The following is a 25,807-nucleotide window of genomic DNA, read 5'->3' as shown; positions in this document are numbered from 1 at the left end:
CGTCCCACGTCGCCTCAGCCGTCGGTGATCTGGACCTGCACCGTGCGGATCTGCATCCGCACGCGCTCGGCCAGACCGGACGGTGCGGCCTCCGAGCAGGAGCGCGCGACGACCGCCTTGACGGTGCGCTCCAGGTCGTACTTCCTCAGGCACGGCGCACACTCGTCGAGGTGCAGCTGCACCTGCTGGACGTCGGCCTGGTCGAGCTCGTTGTCGAGGAAGTAGACGATGCGCTCGAGGTACTCGGCGCAGCCGTCGCCGTCCTCGGCGCCGCCGGCGGAGGGGCCGGGCACGGTCTGGCTGCTCATCGGGCTCCCCCCTTCTTCACGGCGCGCTCGACGGTGTCGTCGGCGACGAGGGCGTTGGCCCTCACGTGGTCGGTGAGCATGTCGCGCAGCTGCCGGCGTCCCCGGTGCAGGCGCGACATCACGGTGCCGATGGGCGTGTCCATGATCTCGGCGATCTCCTTGTAGGGGAAACCCTCCACGTCGGCCAGGTACACGGCCAAGCGGAACTCCTCGGGAAGCCGCTGCAGCGCGTCCTTGACCTGCGAGTCGGGCAGGTGCTCGAGCGCCTCGGTCTCCGCCGACTTCAGGCCGGAGGAGCTGTGCGACTCCGCGCGCGCGAGCTGCCAGTCCTCGACGTCCTCGGACATCGACTGCTGGGGCTGGCGCTGCTTCTTGCGGTAGGAGTTGATGAAGGTGTTGGTCAGGATGCGGTAGAGCCAGGCCTTGAGGTTCGTGCCGGGGCGGAACTGGTGGAAGGAGCTGTACGCCTTCGCGAACGTCTCCTGCACCAGGTCCTCGGCGTCGGCCGGGTTCCGGGTCATGCGCATGCCCGCCGAGTACAGCTGGTCAAGGAACGGCAGGGCGTCGCGCTCGAAGCGCGCGGCCCGCTCCTCGGGGGTCTCGGTCGCCACGTCGACGGTGTCGACCTCGTCCGCTGCGGTGTTCGTCATCGACGTCAACACTAGCCCTCGGCCGTCAGCCCCGGGGGCCGTCGAGACAGGACCGTCGACGTACGTCGGCGACTCCGTCGTGGTGAGCGTTGCGAGCATGTCGGCAGAACACGGCCCCGTGACCGAGCATTCCCCCACCCGTCGACGGGTACCGCAACAGCCCCCGCGGGGGGCCTCACGAGCTGCCGGTCACCTCGCGGCCCAGCCACTCGACGGTCGCCTCGACGAGGATGGCGGCGACGTCGTCGGCGCCCAGTACCGAGCGCTTCGGCGTCCGCAGCGAATGGTCCGCGTCGGGAACGACGACGAGGTGGACGTCGGAGGCGTCGAGGTCCGCGGGGAACTCGTCGGGGGTGCCCATCGGGTCCCGCTCGCCCTGCACCACCAGGGTCGGCACCCCGGCGCCGGTCAGCTCGTCGAGGCGGCTGCGCTCGGGCCGTCCCGGTGCGTGCAGGGGGAAGGACAGCGCCAGGCAGCCCTCGGCGCCCGCCCGGACGGCGCAGCGCGCGGCGGAGCGGGCCCCGGCGGAGCGCCCCCCGAGCACGAGGGGACGACGGGAGCGCCGCAGCGCGTCGACCGCGACGAGCAGGGCGTCGTCCAGCGTCGGCGGCGCCGTGGCGACCTTCCGCCCCGCCACCCGCCACGGCTGGGTCAGGCGGGCGACCGTGACGCCCTGCCGGGGCAGGTGGGCGGCGAGAGCCTCGAGGTCGTGGGTGTCGGCACCCGCCCCGGCCCCGTGGGAGACGAGCAGCGTCGCCACCGGGCTGCGGGCACGCGCCACCTCCAGACGGGCGGGACCGTGCGGGGTGTCCAGGTCGCGGACGCTCACCCCGGGCCGCCCGTCGCCTGGCTCGCGACCTCCGGGTCGACGTCCTCCAGCGGCAGCGGCTCGACGAGGCTCGGACCGTTGTTGCGCACGTTGCCGACCGCCGTCGAGACCGGGTACGCCGTGAGCGCGCCCGGCGCCGCGGGCACCAGCAGGCTCCGCGCGTCCTCCTCGCGGGTCGGGTCGAGCCAGGCCCCCCACGACTCCCGGGCGACGGTCATCGGCATGCGGTCGTGCAGGTGGCCCAGCTCGTCGGTGGCGCTCGTGGTGAGGACCGTGCAGGTCCAGCGGAAGCGGTCGGGGTCGTCGTCCGCGCGGGCGGGGTCCCGCCAGATCTCGTAGAGGCCGGCCATGGCCAGGACGCCACCGTCGTGGGGCCGGATGAAGAAGGGCTGCTTGAGCGGCTTGCCGCCCCTCCCCCGCTGCTGGGTCGGGTACCACTCGAAGTAGCCGTCGGCCGGGAGCAGGCAGCGGCGCTTGGCGAACGCCTGCCGGAAGGCGGGCTTCTCGGCCACCGTCTCGGTCCGGGCGTTGATCATGCGGCTGCCGATGCCGGGGTCCTTCGCCCAGAAGGGCACGAGGCCCCAGGTGAGCGTCCGCAGCTGCCGCTGGGGCCCGGCGTCCGCACGGCCGCCCGCACCGCCGTCCGCACGGTCGTCCCCGCTGTCGTCCCCGCGGGGCGGACGCTCGACGATCGCGGGGACCGGCTTGGTCGGTGCGACGTTCCAGTCGGGCTCGACGGGGGCCGCGAGGACCTGCTCGACGACCTCGAACTCCTCGGCGAGGGCGTCGGCGTCACGGGTCGAGGCGTAGCGGCCGCACATGATCCGAGCGTACGGCTCCGACGTCGGTCGCATGCTGTAGGAATGGCGCATGACCGCCATCAGACTGATCGCCCGGCCGATGCTCGCCTCCGTGTTCTTCATCGGCGCGGCCAACGCGCTGAAGAACGCCGAGGCCCTGGGTCCGAAGGCCCAGCCCGTGACCGACCGGGTCGTGCCCGCGGCCAAGCAGGCGGTCCCCTCCGCGCCGATCCCCGAGGACCCCACCACCCTGGTGCGGGTGAACGCCGTCGTGCAGATCGTCGCCGCCGCCGCCCTCGCGACCGGTCGCTACCCCCGCGTGTCCTCCTCGGTGCTCGCGGCCTCGCTGGTGCCGACCACGATCGCCGGCCACGCGTTCTGGAACGAGTCCGACCCGGCCGAGGCCAAGGCCAAGCGTCTCGCCTTCTTCAAGAACGTCTCCACCCTGGGCGGCCTGCTGCTCGCCGGTGTCGACACCGAGGGCAAGCCCGGCGTCGCGTGGCGCGCGCGCCGCGCCGCCAAGGACGCCAAGCGCGAGGCGAAGCACCTCCAGCGCGACATGGCCAACGCCGCGAGGATCGCGGCGGCCAAGGCCAGCTGAGTGTCGGTGGCGGGTCCGACCGACCTCGCGGGACCGGTCTGGCCCGCGCCCGTCGCCGACGGGCCGGTGGACGTCGCCGTGCGCCTGCCGGGCAGCAAGTCGCTGACGAACCGGGCCCTGCTGCTGGCGGCGACGGCGGACGGCCCGTCCGTCGTGAGGCGGGCGCTGAGGTCGCGCGACACCGAGCTCATGGCGTCCGCGCTGCGGGCGCTCGGGCACGGCGTCGACTCCTCGGGTGACGACTGGGCGGTGACCCCGGCCGTGGACGCGTCCGGTGACGCCCGGGTCGACTGCGGCCTGGCCGGCACGGTCATGCGGTTCGTGCCGCCCGTCGCCGCGCTGCGGACCGGTCGCGTCGCGTTCGACGGCGACGAGCACATGCGCACCCGACCGGTCGGCACGCTGCTCGACGCGCTCCGCGACCTCGGCGTCGACGTGGACGGCGGACCGTTCCTGCCGTTCGGCGTCGTCGGGCGCGGCTCGGTGCGCGGAGGCCGGGTGGTGCTGGACGCCTCGGCGTCCTCGCAGTTCGTCTCCGCGCTGCTGCTCGCGGGGCCGTCGTACGAGGAGGGCGTGGACGTCGTCCACGACGGCAAGCCGGTGCCGTCGCTGCCCCACCTGGAGATGACGGTCGCCATGCTGCGCGACCACGGCGTCCGGGTCACCGCCCCGGGCGACGAGGGGTCGGAGCCGGACCGCTGGACGGTCGCGCCGGGCCCGGTCGCCGCGCTCGACACGGCGATCGAGCCCGACCTGTCGAACGCCGCCCCCTTCCTGGCGCTGGCCGCCGCGACCGGCGGACGCGTCCTGGTGCGCGACTGGCCGCGATCGACGACCCAGCCGGGCGACCGGCTGCGCGAGATCCTGCCGCTGATGGGCTGCACGGCGGAGCTGGGCGACGACGGCCTCCTCGTGGCCGGGCCCGACGAGCTCGCGGGGGTCAACCTCGACCTGCGCGAGGTCGGCGAGCTGACCCCCGTCATCGCCGCGCTCTGCGCACTCGCCGGCTCGCCCTCGGTGCTGCGCGGCGTCGCGCACATCCGCGGTCACGAGACCGACCGCATCACCGCCCTGGCCACCGAGCTGGGCCGCCTCGGTGCGGACGTGACCGAGCGTGAGGACGGCCTCGAGCTGCGGCCCGCCCGCCTGCACGGCGCGGTGTTCCGCACCTACGCCGACCACCGGATGGCCCACGCGGCGGCCGTGGTGGGCGCCGTGGTCCCCGGGGTGGGTGTCGAGGACGTCGCGACGACGTCGAAGACCTTCCCCGGCTTCGCCGACGTCTGGTCCGGCCTGCTGTGAGCGCCTGATGGCACGCGGGGCCCGGCGCTACGGCGAGGAGGACCAGGAGCACTACGACCGGCCCCGGCGCCGGACCCGACCGCGCACGAAGGAGCGCCCGTCGTACGACGACGCGGTGGACGGCACCGTGATGCGCGTCGACCGCGGCCGCCTGCGGGTGCGGCTCGCGGACCGCAGCGCCGACGACCCGACGGTGACCGCGATGAAGGCGCGGCCGCTCGGCCGCAAGGCCGTCGTCGTCGGCGACCGGGTCCGCCTCGTCGGCGACGTCTCCGGTGACGACGGCACGCTCGCGCGGATCGTCGAGGTCGGGGAGCGGACGACGACCCTGCGCCGCACCGCGGACGACGACGACCCCGTCGAGCGCATCGTCGTCGCCAACGCCGACCAGCTCGTGGTCGTGGCGGCGCTCGCCGACCCCGAACCACGCGCCCGGCTCATCGACCGAGCCCTGGTGGCGGCGTACGACGCGGGGATGGACCCGCTGCTGTGCCTCACGAAGGCGGACCTGGCGTCCCCCGACGAGCTGGTCGCGACCTACCGCAGCCTCGGGGTGCCGTGGGTGGTGAGCCGGCGCGGCGAGGACCCGGCCGCCGTCCGCGACGCGCTCGCCGGGCGGGTCTCGGTGCTCGTCGGGCCCAGCGGCGTCGGCAAGTCGACGCTCGTCAACGCGCTCGTGCCCGGCGCCGACCGCGAGACCGGCGGCGTCAACGCCGTCACCGGGCGCGGCCGTCACACCTCGACCCAGGCGCTCATGCTGCCGCTGCCCGCCGCCGACGGCGCCGCCCCGGACGAGGGGCGGGACGGCTGGATCGTCGACACCCCCGGCATCCGGTCGTTCGGGCTGGCGCACGTCTCCCCCGACGACCTGCTGCGCTCCTTCCCGGACCTGGACGAGGCCGCCGCGGACTGCTCCCGCGGCTGCGACCACTCCGCCGAGGCCCCGGAGTGCGGCCTCGACCTCGCCGTCGCGGAGGGCCGCGTCGAGCCGGAGCGCGTCGACAGCCTCCGCCGCCTGCTCGCCGCCCGCGTCCGCGACGCCGGCGACTGAGTCCGCGCCCTACCCGCCCCAGACCGCGCGAGCGCCGGCGTCCCCGGTGAGGACGACGAGCACGAGGGCGGCCAGCGCCGCGACGACGAGGACCACGGCGAGACCGCGGTCGACCGCCACGCTGCGCACCTCGCGACCGCCACGCCCCGACGCGAGGCCGGTCGGACCGCCCAGCACGAGGGCCGCGGCGACGGCGACGACCGCGAACGCCAGGCCCACCCACAGCATCACGTCCGCGCGCGCGGCGTGCGTGGAGACGGCGGGGACCTGCTCCAGCGACGGGTTCGCGTCCAGGTAGGAGCCGCCGGTGAACCAGGCGAGCACGATCGACAGCCCCGCGACCACGGCCAGGCCGAGCAGCGGCCACCGCAGCGCCCAGCGCCACCGCGCCACCGCGGCGTACGGGACGGCGAGGAGCGCCGCCAACGGCGTGAGGACGACCGCGGCGTGGACGACGAGGGCGTGGGCGGGCAGCCCGGCGATCTCCATGCGCACAGGGTAGGCACCTGCGTGAGGGGGCAGGCCCTAGCCTGAGGCCATGCCGCTGCTGGGAGCGACCGACCACACCGACGACCTCCGTCTGGCGCACCTGCTCGCCGACGACGCGGACTCCCTCACGACGGCCCGCTTCAAGGCCCTCGACCTGCACGTCATGAGCAAGCCGGACCTGACCCCCGTCACCGACGCCGACAAGGCGGTCGAGGAGGGTCTGCGGCGCACGCTGGGCCGGGTCAGGAGCCGTGACGCCATCACCGGCGAGGAGTTCGGGTCGGACGGCGACGCGGAGCGGCGCTGGATCGTCGACCCGATCGACGGCACCAAGAACTTCATCCGCGGCGTCCCGGTCTGGGCGACGCTGATCGCCCTCGCGGTCGACGACGAGGTCGTGTGCGGCGTGGTGTCGGCCCCTCAGCTCGCCCGCCGCTGGTGGGCCTCGAAGGGCAACGGCGCGTGGACGGGACGCTCCCTGGTCCGGGCCAGTCGCATCCAGGTCTCCGACGTCCGCCGGATCGAGGACGCCTCCCTCTCCTACAGCTCCCTCGACGGCTGGGACGAGCAGGGGCGCCTCGAGGACTTCGTGACCCTCTCGCGCCGCTGCTGGCGCTCCCGCGCGTACGGCGACTTCTGGTCCTACATGCTCCTCGCGGAGGGGTCGGTGGACCTCGCCGCGGAGCCGGAGCTCGAGACGTACGACATGGCCGCGCTGGACGTGATCGTGCGGGAGGCCGGGGGGCGGTTCACCTCGCTCGCGGGCAAGGACGGACCGTGGGGCGGCAGCGCGCTAGCCTCGAACGGGCACCTGCACGACGTCGCGCTGTCCTTCCTCGGCACGGCCGCCCACGACCACGGCGACCCGGACGTCCGCGCCTTCGGACCCGGGTCGGTGTCCCACCTGCGTCGCCGCCCCCGCACCGAGGACTGAGCAGGCCCGGGCTCTCACCCTGGTCAGGGACCCGCCCCGGGGTTACCTTGTCGCCCACTCGACGCCTGACGCGTCGGACGTCGACGGAGGAGGCCCGGATGCGGATCCACGAGGTGCTCGACGCCCAGGCGAGCGGCGCGCGGCGGACGGTGGTCACCATCACCGCGGACGCCGCGGTGCGCGACCTCGTCGAGCTCCTGGCCGCGCACAACATCGGTGCGGTGGTCGTGCGCGACAGCGACACCGGCCCGGTCGCGGGCATCGTCAGCGAGCGGGACGTCGTCCGGCGGCTCCGGGACGGCGCGGGGGTCCTCGACGGGCCGGTCTCCGCGATCATGACCTCGACGGTGCAGACCTGCGGCGCCTCCGACTCCGTGGACGAGGTCATGGCGACGATGACGGAGTACCGCGTCCGTCACGTGCCCGTCCTGGACGGCGGGTCGCTCGTCGGGATCATCAGCATCGGTGACGTGGTCAAGAGCCGGATCGGCCAGCTCGAGTTCGAGCGGGACCAGCTCGACAGCTACCTGCGCCAGTCCTGACCCCCGCCGGGCCCCGGCCGCGGACCGCCACCTCGTAGGCTCGGGGCATGGCTGAGCGTCCCGAGATCGACTTCCCCGACTTCGACCCGCCGAGCGACCTCGAGGTCACCGACCTCGTCGTCGGAGACGGCCCGGAGGCCACCGCTGGCTCGCAGGTGTCGATGCACTACGTCGGTGTCGCGCACTCCACCGGCGAGCAGTTCGACGCCTCCTGGGACCGCGGACAGCCCCTCGACGTCCGCATCGGCGTGGGGCAGGTCATCGCGGGCTGGGACCAGGGAGTGCCCGGCATGAAGGTCGGCGGCCGCCGCCAGCTCGTCATCCCCCCGCACCTGGGGTACGGCGACCGCGGCGCCGGCGGCGTCATCAAGCCCGGCGAGACCCTCATCTTCGTCGTCGACCTGGTGTCGGTCCGCTGACCCCGCCCGTGCCCGGGCAGGAGCCCGTCGAGGTGCCCGTGTCGGGCTCGATCAGGCTCGGGCAGTTCCTCAAGCTCGCCGACCTCGTCGACTCCGGCGCCGAGGCGAAGGCCGCCGTCGCCGAGGGCCTGGTCACGGTCAACGGCCACCCCGAGATCCAGCGCGGGCGGCTGCTGGCCGTGGGCGACGTCGTCTCCCTCGACGATCGCTCCGCCGTCGTGGCGGCCTCCCCCGAGTAGCCGAGTCGGCACGTCTGCGCAGCCCACGAGGCTCGAGTCGGCACGTCTGCGCAGCTCGTCCACACCTGGGCCGTGCCATCGACGTACTCCCCTGCGGGACGGTCGTCGCGATCCCTCCCGGACGACTGATCGTCAGGCGACTACTCCCGTCCGCCGCCGGGACTGTGGATGACGCCTCGCTCCGGGCACTGCGACGGCTGGACGGTCGTCCCGATCCCGGCCGACGTGGCGTCTGCCTGCGCAGACGTGCCGACTCGACACCCCCAGCCTGCGCAGACGTGCCGACTCGACACCCCCAGCCTGCGCAGACGTGCCGACTCGACACCCCCAGGCTGCGCAGACGTGCCGACTCGACGCCCCGAGCCTGCGCAGATGTGCCGACTCGACACCGCTCGGTCGCGGCCTCGCGAGCCCGGCCGTGGCGGCTGGCTAGCCGATGAGGACGGCGAAGGCGTGGATGACGACGCCGACGAGGCCACCGACGACGGTTCCGTTGATGCGGATGAACTGCAGGTCCCGCCCGACGTGGAGCTCGATGCGGCGGGAGGCCTCCTTGCCGTCCCACCGCTGGATGGTGCGGCTGATGACGGCGGTGACCTCCTCGCCGTAGCGACTGACGACGAAGACGGCGGCGTCCGCGACCCGGCCGTCGAGGCGGGAGCGCAGGTCGGCCTCGGTCACGAGGCGCTCCGCGAAGGCCGTCAGCTCGCGCAGCAGCCGACGGTGGACCTCGCCGTCCGGCTCGCGCAGCGAGGTGAGCAGCGCCCGCCGGAACGCCTGCCACAGCGACACGGCGGTGGCGAGCACCTGCGGGTGCTCGAGCACCCGCTCCTTCAGCCGCTCGGCACGCTCCTGGGTGGCCGGGTCGAACAGCAGGTCCTGGGCGAGCTGCTCCAGCATGGAGTCCAGCGCCGCCCGGGCCTCGTGGTACGGGTCGTCGCGGATGTCGGTCAGCCACCGCATCGCCTCGGTGTGCAGACGCCCGGTGACCGCCTCGTTGAGCGCTTGCGGCGCCCACCAGGGCGCCCGGGAGCCCACGATCTCCGCGAACCGGTCGGGGTTCTCGCTGAGCCAGCGGTGGATCTCGTTCAGCGTCAGGTCCACGAGCCCGTGGTGCACGCGGTCCCGGACGACCTCAGCGAGCAGCGACCCGGCGAGCGGTGCGACCCGCTCCTCCCGGAAGCGCGGGAGGACGGCGCCCTCGACGAGGTCCGCGATCTGGTCGTCGCGGACCTTCGACAGCGCGATCGTCGCGACCTCGACCGCCTCGTCGACGACACGCCGCGCGTTGGCCGGCTCGGAGAGCCAGGTGCCGACACGCCGGGACGGCTCGGCGTTCGTCACCTGCTCGCGGACGACGGCCTCGGCGAGGAAGTTCTCCCCCACGAACTCCTGCAGCCCCTTGCCCAGGTCGTCCTTGCGGCGCGGGATCAGCGCGGTGTGCGGGACCGGCAGCCCCAGCGGGTGCTTGAAGAGGGCGGTGACCGCGAACCAGTCCGCGATCGCGCCCACCATCGAAGCCTCGGCGCCGGCGTTGACGAAGCCGAGGAAGCCGCCCTGGCCCAGCGTCGCGACGTACACGACGGCGGCGAGGACCAACAGGGAGGTGGCCACCGTGCGCATGCGGCGCAGACCGCGGCGTCGGAGCTCGTCGGCCGCCGGATCGGCCTGCACCATGGGGGCGAGGGTCGGTGTGCTCATCGCCGCCGATGATCGCACCTGGGCCCGTGCCAGAATCCCGGGCATGTCGCGCACGGTCATCACCTTCGGGACCTTCGACGTGTTCCACGTCGGCCACCTCCGGGTGATCGAGCGCGCCGCCGCCCTCGGCGACCGCCTGGTGGTGGGTGTCTCGGCCGACGCGCTCAACCTCCGCAAGAAGGGACGCGAGCCCGTCTTCAGCCAGGAGGAGCGGCTCGAGATCGTCGCCGCGCTCAAGCCGGTCTCGGCGGTCTTCGTCGAGGAGAGCCTCGAGCAGAAGCGCGACTACATCCTCGAGCACTCGGCCGACGTCCTCGTGATGGGCGACGACTGGGCCGGCCGGTTCGACGAGTTCGAGGACGTCTGCGAGGTCGTCTACCTGACCCGGACGCCGGCCATCTCGACCACCGCGCTGATCGAGAAGATCTCCTCCACCGGCTGACACACCCTCCGGCGGGCCCCCTCGCCGGATCCCTCGCGCCCCGCGCGTCACACACGCCACACGCGTCCGGGGCCCCTACTCTCGACGGGCAGCCCCGGGACGGCTCCGATCGTCCTCCCCCGACGAGAGCGAGCACCGTGCAGCAGACCCGTGCCCTGCCGGCGCTGCTCCTGGCCTGCCTGCTCACGACGGCCCTCGCCGCGGGCCTCTCGACGGGTCCGCTGCTGGGGGCGGCCTCGGCGGCCGGCCCCGCCCAGGACCCCGGCCCGCGCACCGCCACCCCGCTGCCGGAGCTGCTCGAGGGCCTCACCGCCATCGCGGACGCCGACGGCGACGACGTGCTCCGACGGGCCCGGACGGCGGTCGAGGGCGCGCCGCGCGAGCGCGTCGACGCCCCGACCCTGACCCTCGCCGAGCTGTTCACGGCGTACCCGCGGCTCGACGCGGAGCAGCGCGAGATCGCCGACTCCCTGCTGGCCCGGCCGACCGACCGCGCCCGCGACACGTACGGCGACGGCTACGACCGGCCCGAGGCCGAGCCGCTGTGCGGCGCCCGGATCTGCGTCCACCACGTCACCGACGGACCCGACGCGCCCCCCGACCTCGCCTGGGTACGACGGGTGCGCACGGTGATGGCCCGGGTGTGGGCGCACCACGTGGACGAGCTCGGCTACCGCCCGCCCGCCCCCGACGGGGACCGCGGCGGCTCCCCCGGTGGCCGCAGCCGCTTCGACGTCTACCTGGCCGACATCGGCGCGCAGGGCTACTACGGCTACTGCAGCCCCGAGAAGGGCCGACCCGGCCAGGAGCGCCGCGCGTCGGGCTACTGCGTCCTCGACAACGACTTCGCCGAGTTCGACGGTCCCCCCGGACGCAACCTCGCAGTCACCGCGGCCCACGAGTTCTTCCACGCCGTGCAGTTCGACTACGACGTCGGCGAGGACCGCTGGTTCATGGAGGCCACGGCGGTCTGGATGGAGGAGCAGTTCGCGCCCGGCGCGGACGACAACCGTCAGTACCTGCCCCAGGGCCAGCTCGGCCGGCCGGGCACGGCCCTCGACGCCTTCGACACCGAGGGCCTGGCGCACTACGGCAACTGGCTGTTCTTCGAGCGCCTCGCCGACACGTACGGCGTCGACGCCGTCCGGCGTCTCTGGGAGTGGGTCGCCGCCGGTCGCGGCGAGCCCGACGAGTACTCCGTGCAGGCGCTCAGCCGCTTCCTGTCGGAGCAGGGCAGCTCGCTGCGCTCGTTCCTCGCGGTCTACTCGGCCGGCAACCTCACGCCCGGCCGCGCCTACCGGGAGGGGGCGGCGTACACCCCCGCCCCGGTGGCCTCGACCCGGCGCCTGCGCGCGGGCGGGACGACGAGCTTCACCGCCACGCTCCCGCACCTGTCGAGCCGCAGCATCGCGATCATCCCCAAGGCGGCGCCCCGCAAGCGGCCCCGGGTGCTGCGGGTGAAGGTCCGCACGCCCGGCTCCCCGGTGCGCACGGCGGCGCGGGTGATCATCCACCTCGCGGACGGCCGGGTGCAGGCCCGACCGGTAAAGATCGGCGGCAACAGGAGCGGCAAGGTCCAGGTGCCGTTCGGCCCCGCCCGGGTCGAGAAGGTCACCGTCACGCTCGTCAACGCCTCCGCGCGCTACGACTGCTGGAAGGGCCAGCCGTACGCCTGCGCCGGTCGCCCGCGGTACGACGGCCAGGAGCTGTCCGCCACGGTCCGCGCCGTACGCTGAACCCGCCCGTCCCGCCACCCGCCGCGCCCGATCCCCCGCCGTGCCCGGCTCTCGGAAGGCCCCTCGTGCTGCGCCCTCGTCGCCCCGCCCCCGGCTCCACCACCCGGCTCCTCACCGTCGCACTGGCCCCGCTCGTCGCCGCGGCGATCGCGCTGGGCGGGCTGGGCGCGCCCGGCCCCGCCGCGGCCGCAGGACCGTCGCCCAGCAGTCCGACCGGCAGTCCGACCGGCAGTCCGACCGGCAGTCCGACCGGCAGCCCGGCCGGCACTCCGGCCGGCGGGACGCCGGTCGACCCCGGTGCCGTCCTGGACGCCGCCGAGGAGGCCCTGACGGAGCCCGGCGACCCGGCCGCGACCGAGGCGAGCCTCGCCCTGCTCGACCTGGCCCTCGTGGTCGACGACCTCAGCGGCACCGACCGCAGCCGGGCGCGGAGCCTGCTCGCCCGCCCCACCGACGGCGCCGCGGCGGACCTCGGTGGCGGCTACCGGACCCGCGACGTCGAGCGGTCCTGCGACGAGCACGTCTGCGTGCACCACGTGACGACCACGAGCGACGCCGCCACCGAGGCGTTCGCGGCCCGTGCCCTCGAAGTCGTGGGCGACGTCCGGACCCACCACGTCGACGCCCTCGGCTTCCGCCCGCCCGTCCCCGACGCGGGGACGGCGGCGAAGGGCGGCGACCGCCGCTTCGACGTCTACCTCGCCGACATCGGCGGCGCCGGCCTCTACGGCTACTGCGCCCCGGAGCGCGCCACGGGCGACCAGCCGCGGGTGCGGCCGGCGTACTGCGTGCTGGACAACGACTACGACGTCCGCGAGTACGGCAACCGGCAGACGCCCGACGACAACCTGCGCGTCACCGCGGCGCACGAGTTCCTCCACGCCGTGCAGTTCGGCTACGACGCCGGCGAGGCGAGCTGGCTGCTCGAGGCCACCGCGACGTGGGTCGAGGAGCGGTACGCCGACGACGTCGACGACAACCGGCAGTTCCTCGGTGACGGCCAGGTCCGGCGTCCGCGGCTCTCGCTGCGCGCCTTCGAGGCGGCGTACGGCAACTGGGCGTTCTTCGAGCACCTCACGACCCGGTACGGCGACGACGTGGTCCGGGAGACGTTCGAGCGGGCCGCGGCGCCGGCCACCGGCGGGGGCGGCCTCGCGGGCCTCCCCGCGCTGCGGCGGGTGCTGGCCGCCCGCGGCGGCGACTTCCGTGAGGCCTACACGCGGTTCGCCGCCGACAACCTCGACCCCGGGTCGAGCCCCTACTACCCCGAGGGCGGCGAGTGGGGCCTGGCCGCGCCCGTCGCCACCACGGCCACCCTGCGCGGGTCGTCGCGCGACTTCCGCACCACCGTGCGACCGGCGCACCTGGCCTCGACGACGATCGCCCTGCGCTCCCGCGGTCTCGGCACCGCCGCCCGGTTGCGCCTGCGGGTCGACGGACCCGCCGGCGCGGCGAAGCCGGCGGTCACGCTGCTGACCCACCGCACGGACGGGACCGTCGAGCGTCGCTACGTCCCCCTCACCGGTCCCGCCGGGACGGCGACCCTGCGCACCGACCTGGCGTCCGCCCGGGTGCGGCAGGTGACCGTGACCCTCGTGAACGCCTCGGGCCGCGGTCGCGACGGCGGGCGCCCGTTCACGGTCGAGGCCCGCGCCGTGCGCTGAGCGCTCGACGCGGGCCTCGGTGACCGTGGGACCGAGGAGACCTCAGTCGTCCTCGATGGTGTGCATCGCGGCCTCCTCGGCGGACGCGCCGGCGCCGTCGATGCCCTCGTCCTCGGCCGTCATGCTGCCCTGGTCGTCGACGTCCTCGCCGAGCCGACCCGTGCGCTCCTCGCCGACCTCGCCGGCGACGGCGCCGTCGACCACGCCCGACGAGTCGGCGGCCTCCGTCTCCTCGTCGACCTCGCTGGCCTCCCACGCGTCCGGCTCCTCCTGGGAGATCCGGTCGTCGATGGTCTCGCCCTCGATCTGCTCGGCGGTGGTGGTGCCCTTCGCGGTGACGCCGCGGTAGGCCTCCGGGGGCGAGATGCCCTCGTCGAGGACGTCGTCGACCCCGCGGTCGTCCAGGGTGTCCTCCGGCTGCAGCTGGTCTTCGCTCATGCGTCCACCGTAGTGGCCGGACCTGGGACGCTGACGCCCACCGGCAGGGTGACCGAAACGGTGGTGTCGCCCGGGCGGCTCTCGAGGTGGGCGGCACCGCCGTGGGCGACGACGATGGCCTCGACGAGGGCGAGCCCGAGGCCGACGCCGCCGGCCCGGACCCGGGCCGGGTCGCCCCGGGCGAACCGCTCGAACGCGTGCGCCGCCGCGTCGTCGTCGAAGCCGGGCCCGTCGTCGTGGACGGCGAGGACGACGGCGCCGTCGCGCTGCGCGGCGCGGGCCGTGACGGTCGAGCCGGCGGGGGTGTACTTGCGCGCGTTGGTCAGCAGGTTCGTCACCACCTGGTGCAGCCGCAGGGGGTCACCGACCACGACGAGCGCGTCGTCCGGGACGTCGAGCCGCCACCGGTGGTCGGCCCCGACCACGCGCGCGTCGGCGACGGCCTCCAGCATCAGCTTCGTGACGTCGACCTCGCGCCGCTCCAGCGGGCGCCCGGAGTCGAGGCGGGCCAGCAGCAGGAGGTCCTCGACCAGCGCCGTCATCCGTGCCGACTCCTCCTCCACCTTGGTCAGCGCCGTCGCGGTGGCCTCGCGGTCGTCGGGACGGCGCCGGGCGAGCTGCACGTAGCCGCCGATGGTCGTGAGGGGGGTGCGCAGCTCGTGGGAGGCGTCGGCGACGAAGCGGCGGATCTGCTCCTCCACCCGCCGGCGGGCGGCGAACGACGTCCCGACGTGGCTGAGCAGGTTCGCGAGGGCGTCGCCGACGCGGCCGACCTCGGTGCGCTCGTCGCGGAGGTGCCCGGGGACGCGGTCGTGGAGGTCGACCTCGTCCGTCGCCAGCGGCAGGCGGGCGACGTCGTCCGCGGTCGCGGCGACCTCGCGCAGCGGGCGGAGCTGACGGCGGACGAGGAAGCGTCCGCCGAGCCAGGCCGCGACCGCGCTGAGCACCAGGAGCAGCAGCTCCCACAGGACCATGGTCCTGACCACCTCGTGGACCGGCTCGGTGGGCAGCCCCGTCACGAAGCTGGCGGCGTCCCCGCTCTCGGCCGGGACGGCCGCGACCCGGTACTCCCCGAGGACGGGGAGGTCGACGTCGTGCAGGTCGCCGTCGTCGGGGACGCGCGCGAGCACGGCGAGGTCGGCCTCGGACAGCGGGACGTTGGCGGCCTCCCCAGGGTCCCGCTGGAGGAGCACGGAGCCCTCCCCGCCGCTGGCGTCGCCGGGCAGCTGGGCCGTCACGGTGCCGACCGGCTGACCGGGGGGCGGCCCGAGCTCGTCGCCGTCGCCGTCGCCGGGGCTGAGCCGTGACCCGTCCGGGCTCAGCGTGACGCGGGCCAGCTCCGCGCGCACCTCGTTGTCGAGCCGGTCGTGCAGGAACCGTCCGACGGCCACGCTCGTCACCCCGCCGGCCACGACGGTGACGACGACGGTCAGCGCGACCACCGTCAGGACGAGGCGCGCGGTGAGCGAGACGGGTCGACGGAGCACGGGGGCCACCAGGACGTCGTACCTCAGCCCGCGGGACGCAGCACGTAGCCCGCGCCGCGCATGGTGTGGATCATCGGCGGGCGGCCGGCGTCCACCTTCTTGCGGAGGTAGGAGATGTAGAGCTCCACCACGTTGGCCTGGCCGCCGAAGTCGTAGTTCCAGACGCGGTCGAGGATCTGCGCCTTGCTGAGCACGCGCCGCGGGTTGCGCATGAGGTAGCGCAGCAGCTCGAACTCGGTCGGGGTCAGCAGGATCTCGTCGCCGCCGCGGGCGACCTCGCGGCTGTCCTCGTCCATGGTCAGGTCACCGACGGTGAGCACGGACCGGGCGGTCGCCCGACGCGCTCCGGAGCGGCGCACGAGGGCCCGCAGCCGCGCCACGACCTCCTCGAGGGAGAACGGCTTCGTCACGTAGTCGTCGCCGCCGACGGTCAGGCCGGCGATGCGGTCCTCCACGGCGTCGCGGGCGGTGAGGAACAGCACGGGCACGTCGTCGTCCGTGGCGCGCATGCGCCGCAGCACCTCGGGACCGTCCAGGTCCGGCAGCATCCAGTCGAGGACGACGACGTCCGGGTGGACGTCCTTCGCCGTGCTGACCGCGTTGCCGCCGGTGTGGGCCACGCTGACGTCCCACCCCTCGTACCGCAGGGCCATCTTGAGCAGCTCGGCGATGTTGGGCTCGTCGTCCACGACCAGGACGCGCAGGGGCGACCCGTCGGACCGCACGAGGTCGGGCTGTGTGAGGTCGCTCATCCGCACAGGATCACGCACGTTGCTGTGGCGAACCTGTGGATCCGCTGCGCCGTTCGCGTGCGTGGGCTCGGTACTCCGAGGGCGGCAGCCCGACCAGGGCCGTGAACTCCCGACCGAAGTGCGCCTGGTCGTACCACCCGGAGGACGCCGCCAGATCGGCCAGGGACCCGTCGTACCCCGCGTCGAGCGCGGCCACGACGTCGTGCATGCGGTAGCGCGCCAGCACCCACTTCGGGGTGGCGCCGACGTACGTCGCGAACGACCGCTCCAGGCGGCGCCGCGACCATCCGGTCAGCTGCTCGAGCTGGGTCACGCGCTGCAGGTCGCGGTCGGCGAGCATCGTGGTCACCAGCCCGAGCAGCGACGCGTACACCGGGTCCGCCCGCTCCGGCAGGATCCCGGAGAGCGCGTCGTCCGCGACGGCCGCCGCGTCGGCGGGCGACACGTCCGCGGTGAGGCCGCGCACCGGGGCGAGCACCGCCGCGGGCAGCACCTGCGCCGCCGGCAGCGTGCGGTCCGTCCAGTCGCGGGCCCGGGCGCCGGCCAGGGCGGCGAGGCCCCCGGGACGGAACTTCGTGCCCAGCACCCACCCGCGCCCGGTCAGCGTGATGTCGAAGCGACGCGTGACGACCCCGGTGACGACGAGCCGGTCCTCGCCCACACCGGCGCGGGGCTGGCCCAGCTCGAGTCTGAGGGTGCACGCCGGGTGCGGCAGCGTGCGGCTGGTGAAGGACCTCCCCTCGGGCAGGTCCCAGCGCAAGCACCAGTGGTTCTCGACGTACGCCCCGAGCGCAGCGCCCGACGCCACCCTCTCCAGCGACGCGTGCCGGAGGAGCTCCGCCGGGCGGAGGATGCCCGCGGTCGTGCTGGTCGCATTCGTCCTATCGACCACCTCGGGATCGTAGGAGCCTCGTGGCATGACCACCACCGAGCTGAAGATGATGACCCTCGACTGCGCGGACGTGCGCGCGGAGGCGGCGTTCTGGGCCGGCCTGCTGGGCTGGGACGTCGCGGTCGTCGAGGACGAGTACGCGATGCTCACGCGCGCCGGCGCACCCGCCCTCGGCCTGGGCCGCGTCGAGGACCACGAGGCGCCCGCCTGGCCGAACCCCCGCGGCACGAAGCAGTTCCACCTCGACCTCGGCTGCGAGGACGTGGCGGCGAGCGAGGCCCGCGCGGTCGAGCTGGGCGCGCGGGTGCCCGAGGAGCAGCCGGGCGAGACCTGGCGCGTGCTGCTGTCACCCGCCGGACACCCGTTCTGCCTCACGGACGCGGCCGCCTGGGAGTGAACCGGGCCGGGTTCAGGAGCCGGGCGGCGTGCTGCGGGTCCGCCGGACGAGCTCGCCCATGGTGACGCCGCGCTCGTCCCGCCACCGACGCACCCGGGCGACCGCCTCGGCGCGGACGCGCTCCTCGGCGCCCTCCCGGCGCCGCCACCAGTCGACGGCGTCCTCGGCGTAGTCGACGTACGCGACGGGTCGGCGCTCGACGATGCGCTCGAGGGCCTCGACGGGGTCCCACCCGAGCCGGAGCATCACCGCGAAGCCCATCGAGGGTCCCCGGTTGATGCCCATGTGGCAGTGCACGAGCGAGGTGCCGCCGCCCTCGAGGTGCTCCAGGACGGCGTCCGTGCCGGTCTCGAACCACTCGTCGGGCATGGTCTGCCCCGCGTCGTCGACCCCGAGCCACCGGTAGTCGAGGTCGGGGTGCTCCGCGAGCACCCAGGACGAGTCGTCCCACTCGATGCGGCAGTCGACGATCTGCCGCACCCCCGCGTCGTACAGCGCGTCGAGCTGGCCCCTCGCCATCCCCTCGTCCTCCACCGGCAGGTCGCCGCCGATCCAGAGCCGGTCGAGCACCCGGTCGGCGTTGGGCCCCTCGGACATGCGTTCCCCCATCGTGGACACCCGTGGTGACGTCCGTCACCCCGCGACCTAGGTTGGCTCGGATGAGCCCGGAGGTCGTCTCGATCATCGTCCTGCTCGTCGTCTTCGTGGTCGGCACCGTCCGCTCCGTGAACCTCGGCGTCCTCGGCTTCACCGCGGCCTACGCCGTCGCGCAGCTCTCCCTCGGGCTCACGGCGGAGGACGTCGTCGCGCTCTTCCCCGGCGACCTGTTCCTCGTGCTGGTGGCGCTCACGCTGCTGTTCGGGTTCGCCCAGCACAACGGCAGCATCGAGGTGCTCGTCACCTGGATCCTGCGGGCCTGCCGCGGCCGGGTCGCCCTCGCACCCTGGGTGTTCTTCCTGCTGGCGGCCGTGCTCATCGCGCTCGGGGCGCTGTTCGCCGTGGCCATCGTCGCGCCGCTCGCCCTGCCCTTCGCCCGGCGCTACGGGCTCGACCAGCTCATGACCGGGATGATGGTCGTGCACGGCGCGCTGGCCGGGGCGTTCAGCCCCATCAGCGTGTACGGCGTGACGATCGCCGGGTTCCTCGGCGACGACGTCCCGTTCTCGCCGCTCGCCTTGTTCCTCGTCCCGCTGGTCTTCAACGTCGCCGTCGCCGCGGTGCTGTACGGCGTGCGCGGCGGCTGGCGGGCCACGGGTCGCGTGGACGACGACGAGGCGCGCGCCTCGGCCCGCGCGACGCCGTACCAGCTCCTCACGCTGGGGGCGCTGCTCGTGCTCGCCGTCGGGACGACGGCGTTCGGGCTGGACATCACCGCCCTCGCGCTCGTCCTCGCCACGGCCCTGGCCCTGGCGCGGCCGGGCGCGGCCAAGCAGGCCCTCGGCTCGGTCAGCTGGTCGGTCGTCGTCCTCGTGACCGGGATGGTCACCTACATCGAGGTGCTGCAGCTGGCGGGCACCGTCGAGTTCGTCTCGGACGGGATCATCGCCCTCGGCGTCCCGCTCGTGGCCGCGCTGCTGCTCTACTACCTGGCCGGGGTCACCTCGGCGATGGCGTCGTCCGTCGGCATCATCAGCGTCGCGATCGCCCTCGCGGTGCCGTTCCTGCAGGCGGGCGACCTGGACCCGGTCCTCTTCGTCGTCGGCCTCGCCATCGCCTCGACCATCGTCGACGTCAGCCCGTTCTCGACCAACGGCGCGCTGGTGCTGGCCAACGTGCGGGAGGACGAGCGCGACGCCTACTACCGCCGCCTGCTCGGCTACGCCGGGGTCGTGGTCGCCGTGGGCCCCGGGCTCGCCTGGGCCACCGTGCTCGCCCCGGGCTGGTAGCGGCGACGGGCCGGCGACGACCTCAGGCCTCGAGCCGCGAGACCACCCGGGTCAGGACCGTGTCGAGCACCTCGAGCTCGGTGTCGCTCAGGCCGTCGAACACCAGCGCGCGGACCTCCCGCACGTGGCCCGGCGCGGCGGCCACGATGGCCCGGCGACCCGCCTCGGTGACGCCCACGAACGAGCCGCGCCCGTCCTCCGGGCACGCGCGGCGCTCGACCAGCCCGCGCGCCTCCATCCGGGTCAGGTGGTGCGAGGCGCGGCTCTTCTCCCACGTGAGCAGCCGGGCGAGGTCGGTGACCCGCAGCCGGCCGTCGGTGTGCTCGGTGAGCTGCACCAGGACGGCGAAGTCCTGCAGCGAGAGACCGGCGTCCGCCTGCAGCTCGCGGTGCAGGGCCGCCGGCAGCAGCGTCTCGACCGCGAGCCAGCGTCGCCACACCTGCTGCTGGCGCTCGTCGAGCCACGGTCCGTCGGTCATGGGGTCCATCCTACTGGAATAGTTGACGCATCATCATCTGTTCGGCAGGATGGTTGACACATCACCAAACCACCCACCAAGGAGTACCCCATGACCGAGTCCGCCAGCACCGCCACCGTCGCCGACCTGTCCGGCACCTACGAGATCGACGCCTCGCACAGCCGCGTCGGCTTCGTCGCCCGCCACGCCATGGTCACCAAGGTCCGCGGCGCCTTCAACGACGTCGCCGGCACCGCCACCGTCGGCTCCGACCTCTCGGACGCCCGCGTCGAGGTCACCATCCAGGCCGCGAGCATCGACACCCGCAACGAGCAGCGCGACGGCCACCTGCGCAGCAACGACTTCCTGGCGATGGACGAGTACCCGACCATCACCTTCGTCTCCACCGGCGTGACCCAGACCGGCCCGACCAGCCTGGACATCACCGGCGACCTCACCATCAAGGGCACGACGAACTCCGTCACCGTCCCCTTCGAGTTCGAGGGCGGCGCCACCGACCCGTTCGGCAACCAGCGCGTCGGCTTCGAGGGCTCCGTCAAGATCAACCGCAAGGACTACGGCGTCACCTGGAACGCCCCCCTCGAGACCGGCGGCGTCCTCGTGAGCGAGAAGATCGACCTCGAGTTCGAGATCTCCGCGATCAAGACCGCCTGAGCACCGACCCGTACGTCGCACCACCCCGCAGACCCCGAGGACCGAGGAGCCATCGTGACCGAGCAGCAGGACACCGCCGCCACCACCGTGGACCTCGACGCCGTGGCGGTCGAGCGCGACCGGATCCGGGCCACGCACCTGCGTGAGCCCGGCGACCGGCCCGCCTCGACCGCCCGGGGGCTGCACCACACCGCCCTCGTCAGCGGCGACGTCGAGCGCACCGTCCGCTTCTACCAGGACCTGCTCGGCTTCCCGCTGACCGAGGTCATCGAGAACCGGGACTACCCGGGCTCGACCCACTTCTTCTTCGACATCGGCCACGACAACCTCCTGGCCTTCTTCGACTTCCCCGGCCTCGACCTCGGCCCGTACGCCGAGGTGCTGGGCGGTCTGCACCACGTCGCGATCTCGATGGAGCCCTCCCGGTGGGAGGCCATCGTCGAGCGTTTCCGGGCCGAGGGCGTCGAGCACGTCGTCCACTCGGGCACGTCGGTGTACTTCACCGACCCCGACGGCGCGCGCATCGAGCTCATCGCCGACCCCCTCGGCGAGATGTACGGCGAGGTCGTCCTCTAGGACGTCGGCCACGACACGACCTGCCCGGTCGGGCATTGCCCCGACCCCGGCGTTGACGGTTGGCTGTAGGCAGCCGTCCCACGACGAGGAGGTCACGTGGAGTCGTACGACGTCGGACCCACCGAGGTCCCGCTGCTCGAGGACACCATCGGCGAGCGGTTCGCCCGCACGGTCGCCGAGCACGCCGACACCGAGGCCCTGGTCGAGGCGGCCACGGACCGCCGCTGGACGTGGGGCGAGCTCGCCGCCGACGTCGAGGCGTTCGCCCGCGGCCTGCTGGCCCGCGGCGTCCGCACCGGCGACCGGGTCGGCATCTGGGCGCCCAACTGCGCCGAGTGGACCATCACCCAGCTCGCCACCGCCCGCATCGGCGCGGTCCTGGTGACGATCAACCCGGCGTACCGGACCCACGAGCTCACCTACGCCCTCGACAAGTCGGGCGTGAGCCTGCTGGTCTCCGCGTCGTCGTTCAGGAGCAGCGACTACGCGGCGATGATCGGCGAGGTCCGCGAGGACGTGCCCTCGCTGCGGAGCGTCGTCCTGCTGGACACCGACGACTGGGGCGAGCTGCTCGAGGAGGGCGCCGGGCTCCCCGCGGACGCGGTCAGCCGCGTCGCGCACGACCTCCGGGCCAACGACCCCATCAACATCCAGTACACGAGCGGGACCACCGGGCGACCCAAGGGCGCCACGCTGAGCCACCGCAACATCCTCAACAACGGCCACTTCGTGACCGAGACCATCGAGCTCACGGCAGCCGACCGGCTCTGCATCCCGGTGCCCTTCTACCACTGCTTCGGCATGGTGATGGCGAACCTCGGGTGCGTCACCCACGGCTCGACGATGGTCATCCCGGGCCCCGCCTTCGACCCGGCGACGGTGCTGCGGACCGTGCAGGACGAGCGCTGCACCGCCCTGTACGGCGTCCCGACGATGTTCATCGCCATGCAGAACCACCCGGACTTCGCGTCCTTCGACCTCACGAGCCTGCGCACCGGGATCATGGCCGGCTCGATCTGCCCGGTGGAGGTCATGAAGCGCTGCATCGAGGACATGCACATGGACCAGGTCTCGATCGCCTACGGCATGACCGAGACGTCACCCGTGTCGTGCCAGACCCTGATGAGCGACGACCTGGACCGCCGGACGTCGACCATCGGCCGGGTCCACCCGCACCTCGAGATCAAGGTCGTCGACCCGGCCACCGGCGCCACCGTCGAGCGGGGCGAGACCGGCGAGTACTGCACCAAGGGCTACAGCGTCATGCTCGGTTACTGGGAGGACCAGGAGAAGACCGACGAGGTGCTGGACGCCGACGGCTGGATGCACACCGGCGACCTGGCGGTCATGCGCGAGGACGGCTACTGCAACATCGTCGGCCGCATCAAGGACATGGTCATCCGCGGCGGGGAGAACATCTACCCGCGCGAGATCGAGGAGTTCCTCTACGGCCACCCCGACATCGAGGACGTGCAGGTCGTCGGCATCCCCGACGAGAGGTACGGCGAGGAGCTGTGCGCCTGGGTGCGGATGCGTTCCGGCGCGGAGCCGCTCACCGCGCAGGCGGTGCGCGAGTACTGCGCCGACAAGCTCGCGCACTTCAAGATCCCCCGCCACGTCGTGGTCGTGGACGAGTTCCCGATGACGGTGACGGGCAAGGTCCGGAAGGTCGAGATGCGTCAGCGCAGCCCCGAGCTGCTGGGCCTGGAGTAGTGGGACCGACCGCCACCGACGGCCCCGAGCAGCCGCTCACCCGCGCCGGGGCCCGCGCCTGGGCGCTCGCGGTCGCCGAGCAGCGCGGCGTGGCCGCGTCCGAGGTGTCCGAGGTCGTCGTCGACGGCTACGCCGACGACCCGGACGGCGGCTTCGCCTTCCGCTTCGGTCCGTTGCTGCTGCTCGCCGGGCGCGACGGCTCCCACAGCATCCGCATCGACCCGGGTGACGAGGCGGCCCGCCGCGAGGTCGTGCTCCAGGTGTGGGAGCGATCGATCCGCGACCCCGCCCCGGTCCCGCCCAAGCACCTCGGGCCCCACCAGCGCGCCGCGCTGGCCGCCCTGCGGCTCGGCGTGCGCCGGGTGGCCGCGGTGCCGGCCGACCAGCGCCCCGGTGTGGGGCCGGCGCAGCTGCCCGGCGCCGAGTGGGTGCTGGCCGGCCTGCGGGCCTTCCACCCGCTGCGGGCGCCGACCGTGCCGCAGGCGGTCGCCCACCTCGAGGAGGCGGAGGCGCTGCGGCGGGTGCCACCGTCCGACCCGCCCCTGCACCCCTGCCCGGTGTGCCGGGGTCTCGCGGAGTGGTCCCCGGAGCACCCCCGGACCGTCTGCCGCGACTGCGCGGCGACGGCCCGGTGCGACCACGGACGCCTCGTGGAGGGGCGTCCCACGAACGGCCCCGCCCGACACCTCCTCGTGCTGCACCGCGACGACGGGTCGCGCTGCGACGCGGCCCGCGAGCGTCCCGACCGGGCCGAGGTGGCCGTGGCCGCGTGGCCGGCCGAGCTCGTGGCGACCCTCACCGGCGTCGTCGTCCAGGCCAGCCCCCGTCCGGTCAACGCCGGTGACGACCTCGCGATGCTGGCCGCCGCCCGGGACCTCGCCGAGCTCCTCGCCGAGGTCAGCGGCCTGCCCGCTCCCCCGCTCCCCGCCTGGACGGCCGGGCCCTTCCCCGACGGGGACGCCGACGAGCACCTCTGGCGCCTCGCCGAGCACCTCGTGGAGGAGGCCGCCACCGCGTGGTGCGACGAGCACCCCGACGACGACCTCGAGGCCGTGCGGCACGCACTGGCGCACCTCATGGACCCCGCCCTGGCCTGAGGTGCCCCGGAGTGAGGGGGACGGGACCGTGCCGACACGGCGGTGGCGGCCCGCTGACCTGCTAGCGCTGCGGCAGCACCCGGTCGAGCCACGCGACGAGACCGTCGAGCACCTCGACCCGGGTGGTCTCGTTGAGCACCTCGTGCCGGGCCCCCGGGTGGGCCACGAACGTCACGTCGGACAGCCCGGCGGCCTCGAACCGGTCGGCGACCGGGGCGGCCAGCGCGAGGCCCGCGTTGAGCGGGTCCGCGTCGCCGACGACGACGTAGACGGGCAGGTCGTCGCGCACCGCGGCCACACGGTCGGCGTCCGCGAGCGCGCGACCGCCCTCGAAGGCCGCCCGCACCGCGGCCGCGTCGATGCTGAAGCCGCACCACGGGTCGGCGACGTACGCGTCGACGACCGCCTCGTCGCGGGTCAGCCAGTCGAAGTCCGTGCGCGCCGGCTCGAAGGGCCCGTTGAAACCGCTCAGGTCCATCTCGGCGTCGAGGTCGACCGCGGGCTCCAGCAGGTCGATCGCGGCCGTGCCCGACAGGACGAGGGCGTCGAGGTCGCCGCTGTGGTCCAGCACGTACTGCTGGGCGGCGAAGCTGCCGAGGCTGTGCGCGACCACGGCGAGCGGCAGCCCGGGGTGCGCCTCCCGGGCGGCGGCACCGACCCGGCCGATGTCGAGGACGAACTCGCGCCACCCGTCGGACCCGACCCTCCCCAGCGCCTCGACCCCGCCACCGAGCTCGACCGCCGTCCGGCCGTGGCCGCGGGTGTCGTGCGCCCACACGGCGTACCCCTCGGCGGCGAGACGACGGGCGGTCTCGCCGTACCGGCCGACGTGCTCGCCCATGCCGTGGACGAGCTGGACGATGCCGCGGGGCTCACCGGAGGTCGCCGGCGCCCAGCGGTAGCCCGCGAGGCGGACACCCCCGGCGCTCTCGATCTCGACGTGCTCGGCCCCGACCTCGGCGTGGTTGCTCATGGCGACATCCCAGCACCCTCCGCGCCGGCGCGGGAAGGGCTGGGAGACTGTGACCCGTGACGTCGGCCCCCACCCCCGACCCCACCGGGCTCCCCGGGTCCACCGCCCGTCGCGGGCGGCCCGGGTACGACGCGGCGACGGTGCTCGAGCGGTCGGTGGAGCTGTTCAACGCGCAGGGCTACGACGCGACGTCGATGTCGGACCTCGCCGCGCACCTGGGGCTGACCAAGTCCGCGATCTACCACCACGTCGACGGCAAGGAGTCGCTGCTGCGCGCGGCGCTGGACGACGCGCTCGACGCCCTGGAGGCCGCGATCGGCGAGGCCGAGTCCGCCGACGACCTCACCGCCGAGGCGCGGCTGCGGGCCGTCGTCCGCCGCTCGGTGCGGGTGCTCGTCGACCACCAGCCGACGGTGACCCTCCTGCTGCGGGTGCGCGGCAACAGTCCCGTCGAGCAGGCCGCGCTGGCCCGCCGCCGCGACGTCGACCACCGCCTCACCGCGCTCGTCGCCGCGGCCGTGGCCGACGGCGCCCTGCGCTCCGACCTCTCCCCCGACCTCGTCAGCCGCCTGCTGTTCGGCACCGTCAACTCGCTCGTCGAGTGGTACCGCCCCGGCGGCCCCGTCACCGGCGACGACCTCGCCGACACCCTCACCACGCTCGTCTTCGACGGGCTGGCGCGGCGGTAGCGGTGGCCCGGTCGCCGGGCTGACGGCGCGGCCCGGGGGCGGTCGATTTCCCAGGGTAAGTGGTCGTC

General features: G+C 74.2%; 30 protein-coding genes. 17 read left to right on the top strand and 13 right to left on the bottom strand.

Annotation, left to right across the window (positions count from 1 at the left end; genetic code table 11):
* Positions 1-14 precede the first annotated feature (14 nt).
* The 4 genes from rsrA to MJ876_RS08710 form a co-directional block, all read right to left on the bottom strand.
* Entirely contained in the window at positions 15-308 is a 294-nt protein-coding gene (gene rsrA, locus MJ876_RS08725; protein WP_240235875.1) for a mycothiol system anti-sigma-R factor, read from the bottom strand.
* Positions 305-958 (bottom strand): sigma-70 family RNA polymerase sigma factor, encoded by a 654-nt coding sequence (locus MJ876_RS08720; protein ID WP_240235874.1) that lies wholly within the window; start codon positions 956-958, stop codon positions 305-307. The genes rsrA and MJ876_RS08720 overlap by 4 nt, the downstream gene beginning before the upstream one ends.
* A 175-nt stretch (positions 959-1,133) precedes the next feature.
* Positions 1,134-1,787 (bottom strand): alpha/beta family hydrolase, encoded by a 654-nt coding sequence (locus MJ876_RS08715; protein WP_240235873.1) that lies wholly within the window; start codon positions 1,785-1,787, stop codon positions 1,134-1,136.
* Complete coding sequence (locus tag MJ876_RS08710; protein WP_240235872.1) at positions 1,784-2,608, bottom strand: SOS response-associated peptidase; 825 nt, start codon at positions 2,606-2,608, stop codon at positions 1,784-1,786. The genes MJ876_RS08715 and MJ876_RS08710 overlap by 4 nt, the downstream gene beginning before the upstream one ends.
* 49 nt (positions 2,609-2,657) lie before the next feature.
* Here MJ876_RS08710 and MJ876_RS08705 point away from each other — a divergent pair, with 49 nt between their 5' ends.
* The 3 genes from MJ876_RS08705 to rsgA are packed head-to-tail and all read left to right on the top strand — an operon-like array spanning position 2,658 to position 5,541.
* Complete coding sequence (locus MJ876_RS08705) at positions 2,658-3,188, top strand: DoxX family membrane protein (protein ID WP_240235871.1); 531 nt, start codon at positions 2,658-2,660, stop codon at positions 3,186-3,188.
* Positions 3,189-3,194: 6 nt separating this feature from the next.
* Positions 3,195-4,490 (top strand): 3-phosphoshikimate 1-carboxyvinyltransferase, encoded by a 1,296-nt coding sequence (gene aroA / locus MJ876_RS08700; RefSeq protein ID WP_240235870.1) that lies wholly within the window; start codon positions 3,195-3,197, stop codon positions 4,488-4,490.
* A 7-nt stretch (positions 4,491-4,497) separates the two neighbouring features.
* Entirely contained in the window at positions 4,498-5,541 is a 1,044-nt protein-coding gene (gene rsgA / locus MJ876_RS08695; RefSeq protein WP_240235869.1) for a ribosome small subunit-dependent GTPase A, read from the top strand.
* A 9-nt stretch (positions 5,542-5,550) separates the two neighbouring features.
* On the opposite strand, the gene MJ876_RS08690 is transcribed toward rsgA, so the two are convergent.
* Positions 5,551-6,030 (bottom strand): DUF2231 domain-containing protein, encoded by a 480-nt coding sequence (locus MJ876_RS08690; RefSeq protein WP_240235868.1) that lies wholly within the window; start codon positions 6,028-6,030, stop codon positions 5,551-5,553.
* A gap of 49 nt (positions 6,031-6,079) precedes the next feature.
* Here MJ876_RS08690 and MJ876_RS08685 point away from each other — a divergent pair, with 49 nt between their 5' ends.
* The 4 genes from MJ876_RS08685 to MJ876_RS08670 all read left to right on the top strand — a co-directional run bounded on the left by MJ876_RS08685 (position 6,080) and on the right by MJ876_RS08670 (position 8,164).
* On the top strand, positions 6,080-6,964 hold the full coding sequence (locus tag MJ876_RS08685) for an inositol monophosphatase family protein (RefSeq protein WP_240235867.1): 885 nt from the start codon (positions 6,080-6,082) through the stop codon (positions 6,962-6,964).
* Between the two features lie 98 nt (positions 6,965-7,062).
* Positions 7,063-7,506 (top strand): CBS domain-containing protein, encoded by a 444-nt coding sequence (locus tag MJ876_RS08680; protein WP_240235866.1) that lies wholly within the window; start codon positions 7,063-7,065, stop codon positions 7,504-7,506.
* A 47-nt stretch (positions 7,507-7,553) separates the two neighbouring features.
* Positions 7,554-7,925, top strand: a complete 372-nt coding sequence (locus tag MJ876_RS08675) for an FKBP-type peptidyl-prolyl cis-trans isomerase (RefSeq protein ID WP_240235865.1) — start codon at positions 7,554-7,556, stop codon at positions 7,923-7,925.
* Positions 7,926-7,933: 8 nt separating this feature from the next.
* Positions 7,934-8,164 carry an RNA-binding S4 domain-containing protein gene (locus tag MJ876_RS08670; protein WP_240235864.1) on the top strand — a complete coding sequence of 77 codons (231 nt, stop codon included), beginning with the start codon at positions 7,934-7,936 and terminating at the stop codon, positions 8,162-8,164.
* Between the two features lie 429 nt (positions 8,165-8,593).
* Here MJ876_RS08670 and MJ876_RS08665 read toward each other — a convergent pair whose 3' ends face one another.
* The gene (locus tag MJ876_RS08665) at positions 8,594-9,865 is read right to left on the bottom strand and encodes a DUF445 domain-containing protein (RefSeq protein WP_240235863.1); all 1,272 of its coding nucleotides are present in this window, start codon (positions 9,863-9,865) and stop codon (positions 8,594-8,596) included.
* Between the two features lie 43 nt (positions 9,866-9,908).
* Here MJ876_RS08665 and MJ876_RS08660 point away from each other — a divergent pair, with 43 nt between their 5' ends.
* From MJ876_RS08660 to MJ876_RS08650, 3 genes are all read left to right on the top strand, one after another.
* A complete protein-coding gene (locus MJ876_RS08660; RefSeq protein ID WP_240235862.1) occupies positions 9,909-10,307 on the top strand; it encodes an adenylyltransferase/cytidyltransferase family protein in 399 nt (132 codons plus the stop codon).
* 137 nt (positions 10,308-10,444) lie between these two features.
* The gene (locus tag MJ876_RS08655; RefSeq protein WP_240235861.1) at positions 10,445-12,043 is read left to right on the top strand and encodes an MXAN_6640 family putative metalloprotease; all 1,599 of its coding nucleotides are present in this window, start codon (positions 10,445-10,447) and stop codon (positions 12,041-12,043) included.
* 65 nt (positions 12,044-12,108) lie between these two features.
* Positions 12,109-13,707 carry an MXAN_6640 family putative metalloprotease gene (locus MJ876_RS08650; RefSeq protein WP_240235860.1) on the top strand — a complete coding sequence of 533 codons (1,599 nt, stop codon included), beginning with the start codon at positions 12,109-12,111 and terminating at the stop codon, positions 13,705-13,707.
* A 42-nt stretch (positions 13,708-13,749) separates the two neighbouring features.
* On the opposite strand, the gene MJ876_RS08645 is transcribed toward MJ876_RS08650, so the two are convergent.
* Genes MJ876_RS08645 through MJ876_RS22180 form a run of 4 tightly spaced genes read right to left on the bottom strand, consistent with a single transcriptional unit; the run spans position 13,750 to position 17,276 of the window.
* A complete protein-coding gene (locus tag MJ876_RS08645) occupies positions 13,750-14,145 on the bottom strand; it encodes a DUF5709 domain-containing protein (protein WP_240235859.1) in 396 nt (131 codons plus the stop codon).
* A complete protein-coding gene (locus MJ876_RS08640; protein ID WP_240235858.1) occupies positions 14,142-15,641 on the bottom strand; it encodes a cell wall metabolism sensor histidine kinase WalK in 1,500 nt (499 codons plus the stop codon). The genes MJ876_RS08645 and MJ876_RS08640 overlap by 4 nt, the downstream gene beginning before the upstream one ends.
* Positions 15,642-15,655: 14 nt before the next feature.
* The gene (locus MJ876_RS08635) at positions 15,656-16,384 is read right to left on the bottom strand and encodes a response regulator transcription factor (protein ID WP_240235857.1); all 729 of its coding nucleotides are present in this window, start codon (positions 16,382-16,384) and stop codon (positions 15,656-15,658) included.
* Between the two features lie 10 nt (positions 16,385-16,394).
* Positions 16,395-17,276 (bottom strand): AraC family transcriptional regulator, encoded by an 882-nt coding sequence (locus tag MJ876_RS22180; protein ID WP_240235856.1) that lies wholly within the window; start codon positions 17,274-17,276, stop codon positions 16,395-16,397.
* A gap of 25 nt (positions 17,277-17,301) precedes the next feature.
* On the opposite strand from MJ876_RS22180, the gene MJ876_RS08625 reads away from it, so the two are divergent.
* Entirely contained in the window at positions 17,302-17,673 is a 372-nt protein-coding gene (locus MJ876_RS08625; RefSeq protein ID WP_240235855.1) for a VOC family protein, read from the top strand.
* Positions 17,674-17,685: 12 nt separating this feature from the next.
* Here MJ876_RS08625 and MJ876_RS08620 read toward each other — a convergent pair whose 3' ends face one another.
* Positions 17,686-18,270, bottom strand: a complete 585-nt coding sequence (locus MJ876_RS08620) for a dual specificity protein phosphatase (protein WP_240235854.1) — start codon at positions 18,268-18,270, stop codon at positions 17,686-17,688.
* A gap of 62 nt (positions 18,271-18,332) precedes the next feature.
* On the opposite strand from MJ876_RS08620, the gene MJ876_RS08615 reads away from it, so the two are divergent.
* Positions 18,333-19,559, top strand: coding sequence for an SLC13 family permease (locus MJ876_RS08615; protein WP_240235853.1), 1,227 nt, complete (start codon positions 18,333-18,335; stop codon positions 19,557-19,559).
* 22 nt (positions 19,560-19,581) lie between these two features.
* Here the strand turns inward: MJ876_RS08615 and MJ876_RS08610 are convergent, their stop codons facing one another.
* A complete protein-coding gene (locus tag MJ876_RS08610; protein WP_240235852.1) occupies positions 19,582-20,037 on the bottom strand; it encodes a MarR family winged helix-turn-helix transcriptional regulator in 456 nt (151 codons plus the stop codon).
* Between the two features lie 90 nt (positions 20,038-20,127).
* On the opposite strand from MJ876_RS08610, the gene MJ876_RS08605 reads away from it, so the two are divergent.
* From MJ876_RS08605 to MJ876_RS08590, 4 genes are all read left to right on the top strand, one after another.
* A complete protein-coding gene (locus MJ876_RS08605; protein WP_240235851.1) occupies positions 20,128-20,691 on the top strand; it encodes a YceI family protein in 564 nt (187 codons plus the stop codon).
* Between the two features lie 54 nt (positions 20,692-20,745).
* Positions 20,746-21,267, top strand: coding sequence for a VOC family protein (locus tag MJ876_RS08600; protein WP_240235850.1), 522 nt, complete (start codon positions 20,746-20,748; stop codon positions 21,265-21,267).
* A gap of 96 nt (positions 21,268-21,363) precedes the next feature.
* Positions 21,364-22,980 carry an AMP-binding protein gene (locus MJ876_RS08595; RefSeq protein ID WP_240235849.1) on the top strand — a complete coding sequence of 539 codons (1,617 nt, stop codon included), beginning with the start codon at positions 21,364-21,366 and terminating at the stop codon, positions 22,978-22,980.
* The gene (locus MJ876_RS08590) at positions 22,980-24,077 is read left to right on the top strand and encodes a hypothetical protein (protein ID WP_240235848.1); all 1,098 of its coding nucleotides are present in this window, start codon (positions 22,980-22,982) and stop codon (positions 24,075-24,077) included. Before MJ876_RS08595 ends, MJ876_RS08590 begins: the two co-directional genes overlap by 1 nt.
* A 61-nt stretch (positions 24,078-24,138) precedes the next feature.
* Here MJ876_RS08590 and MJ876_RS08585 read toward each other — a convergent pair whose 3' ends face one another.
* Positions 24,139-25,050 (bottom strand): alpha/beta fold hydrolase, encoded by a 912-nt coding sequence (locus tag MJ876_RS08585; RefSeq protein ID WP_240235847.1) that lies wholly within the window; start codon positions 25,048-25,050, stop codon positions 24,139-24,141.
* 56 nt (positions 25,051-25,106) lie between these two features.
* Between MJ876_RS08585 and MJ876_RS08580 the strand changes: the two genes are divergently transcribed.
* Positions 25,107-25,739, top strand: coding sequence for a TetR/AcrR family transcriptional regulator (locus MJ876_RS08580; protein WP_240235846.1), 633 nt, complete (start codon positions 25,107-25,109; stop codon positions 25,737-25,739).
* Positions 25,740-25,807: the final 68 nt, after the last annotated feature.

It is taken from the genome of Nocardioides sp. CFH 31398 (assembly GCF_022436705.1).
Taxonomy (GTDB): domain Bacteria; phylum Actinomycetota; class Actinomycetes; order Propionibacteriales; family Nocardioidaceae; genus Nocardioides.
Note: the sequence above shows the minus strand (reverse complement) of the source record. Positions and strands in the feature narration are given on the sequence as shown.